The sequence below is a fragment of the Nostoc sp. DedQUE08 genome, from assembly GCF_034530895.1.
Lineage (GTDB): Bacteria > Cyanobacteriota > Cyanobacteriia > Cyanobacteriales > Nostocaceae > Nostoc.
In genome coordinates this window covers 1-9,881 of the sequence record NZ_JAVRCD010000104.1, presented here as the reverse complement: position 1 = coordinate 9,881, position 9,881 = coordinate 1, and the positions used below count along the sequence as shown (strand labels likewise).

Annotated in this window: 9 protein-coding genes; 4 read left to right on the top strand and 5 right to left on the bottom strand. The window is 42.7% G+C overall.

The window, feature by feature from the left end; genetic code table 11:
- Positions 1 to 361: WD40 repeat domain-containing protein (locus RMY64_RS35460; RefSeq protein ID WP_416212174.1), on the top strand; the 361-nt coding region annotated here is incomplete at its 5' end.
- 343 nt (positions 362 to 704) lie between these two features.
- On the opposite strand, the gene RMY64_RS35455 is transcribed toward RMY64_RS35460, so the two are convergent.
- Both RMY64_RS35455 and RMY64_RS35450 read right to left on the bottom strand, forming a co-directional pair.
- Positions 705 to 1,475, bottom strand: a complete 771-nt coding sequence (locus RMY64_RS35455) for a Uma2 family endonuclease (protein ID WP_322702536.1) — start codon at positions 1,473 to 1,475, stop codon at positions 705 to 707.
- 63 nt (positions 1,476 to 1,538) lie between these two features.
- Positions 1,539 to 2,285, bottom strand: coding sequence for a Uma2 family endonuclease (locus RMY64_RS35450; RefSeq protein WP_322702535.1), 747 nt, complete (start codon positions 2,283 to 2,285; stop codon positions 1,539 to 1,541).
- Between the two features lie 182 nt (positions 2,286 to 2,467).
- Between RMY64_RS35450 and uvrA the strand changes: the two genes are divergently transcribed.
- Entirely contained in the window at positions 2,468 to 5,356 is a 2,889-nt protein-coding gene (gene uvrA, locus RMY64_RS35445) for an excinuclease ABC subunit UvrA (protein ID WP_322702534.1), read from the top strand.
- Positions 5,357 to 5,813: 457 nt separating this feature from the next.
- On the opposite strand, the gene RMY64_RS35440 is transcribed toward uvrA, so the two are convergent.
- The 3 genes from RMY64_RS35440 to RMY64_RS35430 all read right to left on the bottom strand — a co-directional run bounded on the left by RMY64_RS35440 (position 5,814) and on the right by RMY64_RS35430 (position 7,559).
- Positions 5,814 to 6,296 (bottom strand): hypothetical protein, encoded by a 483-nt coding sequence (locus tag RMY64_RS35440; RefSeq protein ID WP_322675676.1) that lies wholly within the window; start codon positions 6,294 to 6,296, stop codon positions 5,814 to 5,816.
- A gap of 124 nt (positions 6,297 to 6,420) precedes the next feature.
- Positions 6,421 to 6,978, bottom strand: coding sequence for a hypothetical protein (locus RMY64_RS35435; RefSeq protein WP_322682374.1), 558 nt, complete (start codon positions 6,976 to 6,978; stop codon positions 6,421 to 6,423).
- A 128-nt stretch (positions 6,979 to 7,106) separates the two neighbouring features.
- A complete protein-coding gene (locus tag RMY64_RS35430) occupies positions 7,107 to 7,559 on the bottom strand; it encodes a cupin domain-containing protein (RefSeq protein WP_322682375.1) in 453 nt (150 codons plus the stop codon).
- Between the two features lie 202 nt (positions 7,560 to 7,761).
- Between RMY64_RS35430 and RMY64_RS35425 the strand changes: the two genes are divergently transcribed.
- Together RMY64_RS35425 and RMY64_RS35420 are read left to right on the top strand one after the other, a co-directional pair.
- Positions 7,762 to 9,300 carry an ATP-binding protein gene (locus RMY64_RS35425; protein ID WP_322702533.1) on the top strand — a complete coding sequence of 513 codons (1,539 nt, stop codon included), beginning with the start codon at positions 7,762 to 7,764 and terminating at the stop codon, positions 9,298 to 9,300.
- 106 nt (positions 9,301 to 9,406) lie between these two features.
- Positions 9,407 to 9,781: a response regulator gene (locus RMY64_RS35420; RefSeq protein ID WP_322682377.1), complete on the top strand. Its 375-nt coding sequence runs from the start codon at positions 9,407 to 9,409 to the stop codon at positions 9,779 to 9,781.
- Positions 9,782 to 9,881 lie beyond the last annotated feature (100 nt).

Below are 9,881 nucleotides of genomic sequence, written 5' to 3'. Positions count from 1 at the left end.
CAAATTGTGGAATCTCAACACGGGCAAAGTTATTACCACTCTGACTGGGCATAGCAATTGGGTCAACAGCGTCGTCTTCAGCCCGGATAGCAAAACTTTAGCTTCCGCTAGTAGTGACAATACAATCAAATTGTGGAATCTCAACACGGGCAAAGTTATTACCACTCTGACTGGGCATAGCGCTGTGGTCATCAGCATCGCCTTCAGCCCGGATGGCAAAACTTTAGCTTCCGCCAGTGCTGACAGCACCATCAAATTGTGGAATTTGAGTCTCGATGATTTATTAGCACAGGGTTGCAGTTGGCTTAAGGGTTATTTGGCTAGCCATCCTGATGCGGCTAAGGTGTGTCCAAGGCGGTAGGGAGAGGGAAAGCAGGGGGGCAGAGGAGCAGAGGGAGCAGGTGTGTAGGTGATGGGTGCGTAGGCGTAGCTCATCGTAGACATCGCTTGAGAACAAAGAGACAAAATTCAAGTTCTGAACTCGGTGTTTCAAGTTCCGTACACGAATGGCCGAGCAAAAAGGTAAAAGTTCCGAGTTCTGAACACGAATGGCCGAGCAAAAAGGTGAAAGTTCCGAGTTCTGAACACGAACGGCCGAGCAAAAAGGTCGAACTTCCGAGTTCCGAACACCAATGGTCGAGCAAAAAGGTCGAACTTCCGAGTTCTGAACACCAATGGCCGAGTAAAAAGGTCGAACTTCCGAGTTAAACCTCTGGTTCCACTCCTAGCGCTTTTAACTGGGCTGCTAATCTCTCTGCACGCTGACTTTCTTGTTCTGCACGCTGGCGTTCTTGTTCTGCAAATTGTTGAGCGGCGTTTTTCTCTTGCCTTTCTTTTGCTGCTAACTCCAAACCCCATAGTAATAATTCGCCGTTGTCATCCCACCAACGCAACCAATAACCTGTGCGGTTTTCTCGGCTTCCTTGCCATACCCCTAAAAACAAGTTCATTTCCGCAATCCAGTGACGATCGCTTGCATCTGGTGTTTGCAGTTGATAATATCCTAAATTATCTCGCCGATAAACTTCTAACACTCCGCTATCAGGTTCAAAAATGGCATAGTTTGGCACTTGTAAAATCTGCTCATAATAAAACCATTTACCAGGGGGATAGGTCGGTTTACTCGAATACTCTCCACCTTCGGTATCTGAAAGAAATTCCATCACAATTACCGGAATATCACCTTGGAGTCGTGGGGTATAACTGCGCTTTACTTCTTCTCGTGAGACTCGAATTGATGGTACATAACCCCAATCTGGTGCTTTGACGACAAATCGATTATTCAAAGTGGCGCAGATACCGTAATTAGTGATGGTTAAAGCATCGGCGGGTAATCTGCCAGCAAGTTCCAAGCTTTCTGTTAAAGCAGCAGCCAAGAGTGGCTGATTAATGTTATCCACTGGTTCGTTGTCTAAAACAAAATCATCAGGTAACTTTTCCCAGGTGACATTATGAGTGGCTGCATTGGCTAGCATAATCAGAATATTTCAAGTACAAATTCAATTTCTAATAGCCCGATTAAAAAATTGCACACGGCGTTACTCCTGAGCAAAGGTTCGCACTTCTTCCACTGACAATCCCAAAGCTTGGGCAATCTGTTCGATGCTCAAATCCATTTGCAATAATCGGGGTATGGCATCTCTTCTAGCTTGTTCTGCAAGTTCCGCCCGTTGTCGTTCTTGCTCGGCGTTGCGAGAAATTTCTGTATAAGTTAAAAACCGTTCTCCATCAGGGCGATATAACTGCAAACCCTCTGTTGATGGAGCAAAGCGAATTTTTAAACGGGGACTCACCCAATCTTCCATTAGAGGGATGACATCTAAACCGTCTTCGCTACGCAACCATCCATGCAAATTATTGCGATCGGGATCGTAAATGTAGTACTCTTCCACCCCATAGCGATCGTAGAAAAGTAATTTCTTGTCCCTTTCAGTTTGGGTGTTGCTGGGAGAAAGAATTTCAAACACTACTTGTGGTGCAACTCCCTCCTCTTTCCATTGTTGGTAGCACAAGCGATGTCTACGACGGGCTACGCCTACGGCTTTTGGTCTACCCAATACCACCATCACATTTGGGGCGTTAACAATTTTGTTACGTCCCTCTACGGGATACCAAAATAAATCTCCGGCGACAAATACATTTGGATCGTCGGCAAATAGCCAATCTAAATTCTGCTTGATTTCTACAATCCAGCCAAATTGTATGGTATTATTAGCCACTGGTTGTCCGTCACTATCTGGGTAGATGACCTCTGGCTGGGCCGACGGTTGGATTTGCGATACCATAGCTTCGCCCTCAGAAGGATATTTAGTCGGGATGCTTCCAAATTAGCAGACTCTTAAGGATATCTGCGCCATGAATCTGGAACGATAACTAACTAAAACAGTACGATTGTTCTACAATAAACCGATTAAAGATAGTATTATTAAGGACTGTTTCATCAGAAACTCCTTCTTTGCCGCCCAATATGTCAGACCAACAGCATGCAGCATCCTTGAATGGACATCTTCCGTACCCCAGCCACAACAGCCAGAATACCATTCGGATTCGGGGTGCTAGGCAGCATAATCTGAAAAATATTGACTTGGAATTGCCACGCGATCGCCTAATCGTATTCACTGGCGTTTCTGGTTCTGGTAAGTCTTCTCTAGCCTTTGATACCATTTTCGCTGAAGGGCAACGTCGCTATGTGGAATCCCTCAGCGCCTACGCACGACAATTTTTAGGACAACTGGATAAGCCGGATGTAGAAGCGATTGAAGGCTTAAGTCCAGCAATTTCTATTGACCAAAAGTCAACGTCTCATAACCCGCGTTCTACTGTCGGTACGGTGACAGAGATTTACGACTATTTACGGCTGTTGTTTGGTCGCGCTGGCGAACCCCATTGTCCGATATGCGATCGCTGTATTGCACCCCAGACAATCGATGAGATGTGCGATCGCATCATGGAATTACCAGATCGCACCCGCTTCCAAATTCTTGCACCCGTTGTCAGGGGGAAAAAGGGCACACACCGTAAGCTTTTGTCAAGTCTGGCATCTCAAGGTTTTGTCCGCGTGCGGATCAATGGCGAGATTCGCGAACTGTCAGATTCCATTGAATTGGATAAAAATTTTACCCACACCATCGAAGTGGTAATTGACCGCTTGGTGAAAAAAGCTGATATCCAAGAGCGTTTGGTTGATTCCCTGTCTACGTGTCTCAAGCAATCGGGTGGGATTGCAGCCATTCTTGTGAGTCTGCTTGGTGACGACGGACAAGAAAAAGAAGAAGAATTAGTATTTTCGGAAAATTTTGCCTGTCCAGAACATGGGGCGGTAATGGAGGAACTATCGCCGCGATTGTTCTCCTTTAACTCACCTTATGGTGCTTGTCCGCACTGTCATGGCATCGGGACTTTAAGAAGATTTGCGCCAGACTTGATCGTACCCGACTGGGAAGCGCCAGTTTATGCTGCGATCGCGCCTTGGTCAGAAAAAGATAATTCTTATTACTTGGAATTACTCTATAGCGTCGGACAGATTTATGGATTTGAGTTACAGACAAATTGGAGCAAGCTGACAGAAGAACAGCAGCAAATTATATTGTTTGGCGAAAAAGATGAACGAGCCGCAGAAGCACAGAGAAAGCAGAGTTTTAAAGGTGCTATTCCAATTTTGCAACGGCAGTATGAGGGTGGTTCGGAATTAATTAAACAAAAATTAGAGCAGTATTTAATCGATCAACCGTGCGAGGTTTGTAAGGGAAAACGGTTAAAACCGGAAGCCTTGGCGGTGAAGTTGGGACAATATGGAATTTTAGAATTGACTACCGTATCAATTCGAGATTGTCGGGAGAGAATTGAGCAATTTAAGTTGAGCGATCGCCAGTTACAAATTGCTGATTTAGTTCTCCGGGAAATCAAAGCTAGATTGCAATTTTTGTTAGATGTAGGTTTAGATTATCTCACCCTTGACCGTCCAGCCATGACCCTTTCTGGTGGCGAAGCCCAACGAATTCGTCTAGCAACGCAAATTGGTTCTGGATTAACAGGAGTTCTCTACGTTTTAGATGAACCCAGTATTGGTTTGCATCAACGAGATAATGGTAGGTTGCTCAAAACCTTAACGAAATTACGCGATTTGGGTAATACATTAATTGTCGTTGAACACGATGAAGAAACAATTCGCGCAGCTAACCACATTGTTGATATTGGCCCTGGTGCAGGAATTCACGGCGGAAATATTATTGCCCAAGGTGATTTTCAGGCGTTATTAGCAGCAGAAGATTCCTTGACGGGTGCATATTTATCAGGAAGGCGAGTAATTACCACGCCAGCACAACGCCGAGAAGGAAATGGGCGCAGTTTGGGAATTAAAAATGCCCATCGCAACAATTTAAGAAATATCGATGTAGACATTCCGCTAGGTAAACTCGTCTCCATCACTGGCGTGTCTGGTTCTGGCAAATCTACACTGATTAACGAATTACTATATCCATCTCTGCAACATCATTTAACTAAGAAAGTTCCCTTACCGAGACATTTGGATAAAATCCAGGGATTGAATGCGATTGATAAAGCGATCGTTATCGATCAATCGCCCATTGGACGCACACCACGTTCTAACCCTGCAACTTACACAGGAATTTTCGATGCCATCCGAGATGTATTTTCCCAAACAGTAGAAGCCAAAGCTAGGGGTTACAAACCCGGACAATTTTCTTTTAACGTTAAAGGTGGACGTTGCGAAGCTTGTAGCGGACAGGGTGTGAATGTTATTGAAATGAACTTTCTCCCGGATGTTTACGTGCAATGCGAAATTTGTAAAGGTGCAAGATACAACCGCGAAACTTTGCAAGTGAAGTACAAAGATAAGTCAATTTCTGATGTACTGAGAATGACAGTTGAGGAGAGTTTAGACTTTTTCCAGAATATCCCCAAAGCGATCGCGCGTTTGCAAACTTTATTTGATGTCGGGTTGGGTTATGTCCAACTAGGACAACCTGCGACTACCTTATCAGGTGGTGAAGCGCAACGGGTGAAATTGGCAACAGAACTATCTCGACGCGCCACAGGTAAGACACTTTATTTAATAGATGAACCGACAACAGGGTTATCTTTTTACGATGTTCACAAATTGTTAGATGTGTTGCAACGATTGGTAGATAAGGGGAATTCAATATTAGTAATTGAACACAACTTAGATGTAATTCGCTGTTCAGACTGGGTGATAGATTTGGGCCCAGAAGGTGGCGACAAAGGCGGAGAATTAATTGCTGTGGGTACACCAGAGGAAGTTGCAAAAAATCCCAGGTCTTATACTGGGCAATATTTACAGCAAGTTTTGAAGCAGTATCCGGCGGTGAAATCTTAGTCTTTTGCAATTAGGGTACATTGCATAAAGGTCATATCCAGGTCAAAAAAGCGGAGAAGGTTGTAGCAAAAGTATTATGAAACTTCCTAAGCGTGAATGCGCTATCGTTGAAATAGATAAAATCGCGGGTTACTGTCTCAATGAAAAAACTTTCCCAAAGCCTCAGCTTGTTTTTTAGTGACTTATAATCGACAAAATCCCCAACTTATCAAACTAGGACTTACGCATTGACAGAAAATCCTAAATGATAGATATGCCTTTCAAGGCTTTTAGCTAGATTTTTCAATTATCTTTTTGCGATCGCAATTAACAAAGGATGCTTTGTAAAAGCCTGAAACAACCTATTTACGTTAATACACAAGATGATTCATTTGTACAGTGCGTAACTCCTACAAACAAGTTGGGGAGCTGCGGTTTGCAATTCTTACAAATAAAATAGAATTGCAATAAATATTTATCAAGTTGTAGCTAAAACTGGTTCTGCTAAAAAATATTTCAGATTTTCTTGCTGGGTAGCAAATTTCAAATATTGAGATGCCATTTCTGGTGTTAGCAATTCAATCATTAACCTGTTTTCCACCCAGAACTCAATCACATCAAAGAAAGAATCGCGGTTACAGCGCACTACACGCCAACCTTCACGAACACCAATTTTTTCAATTTCTTGCTGACTAATTGGTACAGAGATAGCTGCATGAATATCTGTATACCTGGAAGTAATAGCAGTATGTACAAATACGCATTCTTCATCACCTTCACCAGGTTCTATTTGAGAACCTAAAGGATAAAGTTCAATACCTGTACCGTATTCATCAAAAGGTAGAACCATATAACTTCCTGGATTAGGAGGAAAGGGAACAGCTTGCGCTTTTAAGATTTCCCCCAGAACTTGAGCAACATGACTAGGGTTTCTAACAGCAATTGAAATATGGTGAATCATAGAATAACCTCGTTCGATATCTTGTAGATTAGAAAACAATCGGGTAAAACTAGGGGAGGCAGGGGAGAGAAAAAATTCTTAACCTCAGCGTATTGGGTTCTATGCAAATTGAATGCTCATTAGCTTATTGAGGTCGTCCATAATGAGCGCGACCCTTGCCATCGGCAGTCTCAAGTACTAAAACTTGCTGCCCATAATCATTCGTCTCAATCGACCACTGGTAAGTCTCAGGCTTTGCTGTATTGCGGCTGGAGTAGGTGCGCCCGCTATTGCAGATTTGCCCTTTAGATGTGCTGTCGCTGGGTTGAAAAGTCAGGCGTTGAGCCTCAATCTTAACTTTGCCTTTTTCCTCTATGAAGAGATTAGACGCACAGTTGTAAGTGTTGATTTGAATCAGTCTATTTCGCTTGTAATTTCCATTAGATGTAAGTTGGAATTGGTCGCTAGAGCCGTTTGGGGCTGCGGACTGCCCTGTGTAACTGTCTTGGTATTGGATGGATGAAATCCGGCCATACCGCCACTCGCCCTGAAGTTCAGCAGGCACTCCATTATCGTTACCCGCCTGACTCGCGCTTGGGTAAAAAACAAGGCTAGCGGTGAAACCCAAACTTAGGGCAGTAGTAGCGAAAAAGCGGACAGTTTTTGCTCTGGAATAGAGTTGCTTGTTGGTTATTGAGTGCATAGCATTTCTGTAGAAATAGATGTATTTGTCAACAAAAGCGATTTACAACGCGAACTCTGCGTGTTTATATATTGCCTATCCCAATGGGGGCACACATATGTGCGCCCAAATCCACCCAAAGCAAAATTTCATGCAATAAACTGCAATCCATATTTGCTCAAAACAGGCTGTACTTTTTCCATGTTTAGGGATGCACTATCTGCTACTTGACCCATTTCTTCATAAAACTTTTTCGCGCCCTTGGGTGAAATTAAAACCAAAAATTTCGCAGTAGCAGAACGAATTTTAAAGCCGTGTGCTGTATTGTGAGGAATGTTAACGAAAAAGCCTGGTGATGCCAAAATTGTTTCTGTACCAATTTGGATGTCTAGTTCACCTTCTAGAATATAAAACGCCTCTTCCCAAGGGTGAGTATGAAGTGGTGGGCCATTTTCCTCTGTATCTGTAATTTCATAAATTGTCCACGCTTGATTAGTCTCTTCTCCGGTTACTTTTGTTGTGAACTGTGCACCAATAACTGAAAATTGATTTCCTTCTCCTGATGCAAGAATAGTTGGTTTTCGGATGGTTGCACTTTGCATACAAGTTACTCTTTGTTGTGTAATTTAGTAAGTGACTTACAAACTTGATTTGATGTTTTTAACATTAGAAATTAATCGGGGAGAACTAGGGTAGATAAATGGGTAATTGCTATTTTTTTGTAACTGATTATTAAGATATTGAACTAAGGTTAAAATCTCTAGAAACAATTAGTAGCCTATTCTGGCTAAAGTCGATATTTCCATGTCTAAAGAGTCACTCAACTTCCCCAAAGCAGACATACTGGTGATTGATGACACGCCAGAAAACCTGAATCTCCTATCTGCCATGTTGACGGAACAGGGATATAAAGTTAGAAGTGTAACTAAAGGTTCTACGGGTTTACGGGGAGCAAATGCAGTTCCCCCCGATCTAATTTTGCTGGATGTGAATATGCCTGAGATGAATGGCTATGAAGTCTGCCAACACCTAAAGGCAAACGATCGCACCCGCGAAATTCCAGTAATTTTTATCAGCGCTTTGGGTGATGTGCTAGATAAGGTAAAAGCCTTTACAGTTGGTGGGGTGGACTATATCACTAAACCTTTTCAACTAGAAGAGGTTTTAGCACGAATTGAAAATCACTTGACGATTTGGAAACTGCAACGACAACTCCAAGCCCAAAATGAGCGGTTGCAGCAGGAAATTTCTGAACGCGCCAAAGCAGAAGAGAAGTTTGCTAAGGTTTTTCGCTCTAGTCCCAACCCAATTGCGATCGCTACAGTTTCGGAAGCTCGTTTTATTGATGTCAATCCCAGCTTCTTGAAAATGAGCGGCTATTGTTTAGAGGAAGTAATTGGAGATACTGCTACCGAACTTAATTTAGGTAAAAACACAGTCGCGATCGCTCAAACAATTCAACTTCTGCCGGAAACTGGTTCGCTATACAATCTAGAATTTGAATTTTCTACAAAGTCTGGAGAACTCAAAACCATACTGATATCTCTCGAATTAATTGACTTAGGTGGAGTGCCATGTGCTTTATTAATTGCCAATGACATCACCGAACGTAAACGCCTAGAAAACGAATTTATTTCTTTAGTCAGTCATGAGTTACGTACACCTTTAACTTCCACAATGGGAGCATTAGATTTATTAAGTTCAGGACAACTGGGAACTCTAACCGAACAGGGACAAAAAGTCCTCAGCATTGCCACGACTAATACTGAACGCTTGATTCGTTTAGTGAACGATATTCTCGATTTAGAGCGGATGAAATCGGGCAAAATCTTTACACGCAAGGCGAAGTGCAACGCCGCAGACTTGCTAATTACGGCAACGGAAGCAATGCAAGCAATGGCAGATAAATTACAAGTTCGACTAATTATAAATCCCGTAGCAGCAGAACTTTGGGCAGATCCCGATCGCCTCTTGCAAACCCTCACCAATTTACTGAGCAACGCGATTAAGTTTTCTGAACCAGGTGACACTGTGTGGATAAGTGCCACTCTCTCAGAATCTAAAAGCGTTGAATCTGAAGAAAATCAGCCTTCATCACCCAACTTTCTTTTAATTACGATTCAAGATAAAGGGCGAGGAATTCCTGAAGATAAATTACAAATCATCTTCGAGCGTTTTCAGCAGGTAGATGCATCTGACTCCCGCAACAAAGGAGGAACAGGTTTAGGACTTGCTATTTGCCGAGATATCATACAGCAACATAATGGTAAAATCTGGGTTCAGAGCATTTTAGGCGAAGGTAGCACTTTTTATGTACTGTTACCTTTAGTAAACTCTCAATAGCAGCCTTTAATTACCCAAATCTCCCCTACTTCTACCCGATTGCATTCTAAAATAGCTGAAGACTAATCAAGCTAATCAGCATCACATATCATGCGAGAGTGACAATATGAGCAGAAATATCTTGATTGTTGATGATGAAGAAGATGTGCAGGCGATCGCAAAATTGGGATTAGAAATGGCTGCTGGTTGGAACGTGTTGACTGCTTGTACTGGTTGGGAAGCGTTGAATGTAGCAGCCAACTCTAAGCTTGATGTAATTTTACTAGATATGATGATGCCTGATATGGATGGGCGTGCCACTCTGCAACAACTCAAGGCTAACCCCGTCACTAAATCAATTCCCGTAATTTTACTAACTGCCAAAGTCCAGGAGTCCGCTCAAGAGGTGTTTACTGGCTTAAATGTAGCTGCTGTCTTTGCCAAGCCTTTCCGTCCCTTGAAACTAGCAGCGCAAATCAGTGAAGCATTAGGCTGGAACTGAATTTTTTTGAGTCGTTACAGCAAATTTTGCTCTCTTATATAATATATTTAGGACTTACGCATTGACAAGGTTGCCAAGAAGTGAATTCAGGGAAAACAAG

What these genes read in the sequence shown, in the direction of transcription:
- RMY64_RS35450 (WP_322702535.1), bottom strand. Translation starts at nt 2,285, where the DNA reads ATGGTATCGCAAATCCAACCGTCGGCCCAGCCAGAGGTCATCTACCCA.
- uvrA (WP_322702534.1), top strand. Translation starts at nt 2,468, where the DNA reads ATGTCAGACCAACAGCATGCAGCATCCTTGAATGGACATCTTCCGTAC.
- RMY64_RS35440 (WP_322675676.1), bottom strand. Translation starts at nt 6,296, where the DNA reads ATGATTCACCATATTTCAATTGCTGTTAGAAACCCTAGTCATGTTGCT.
- RMY64_RS35420 (WP_322682377.1), top strand. Translation starts at nt 9,407, where the DNA reads ATGAGCAGAAATATCTTGATTGTTGATGATGAAGAAGATGTGCAGGCG.
- RMY64_RS35435 (WP_322682374.1), bottom strand. Translation starts at nt 6,978, where the DNA reads ATGCACTCAATAACCAACAAGCAACTCTATTCCAGAGCAAAAACTGTC.
- RMY64_RS35430 (WP_322682375.1), bottom strand. Translation starts at nt 7,559, where the DNA reads ATGCAAAGTGCAACCATCCGAAAACCAACTATTCTTGCATCAGGAGAA.
- RMY64_RS35455 (WP_322702536.1), bottom strand. Translation starts at nt 1,475, where the DNA reads ATGCTAGCCAATGCAGCCACTCATAATGTCACCTGGGAAAAGTTACCT.
- RMY64_RS35425 (WP_322702533.1), top strand. Translation starts at nt 7,762, where the DNA reads ATGTCTAAAGAGTCACTCAACTTCCCCAAAGCAGACATACTGGTGATT.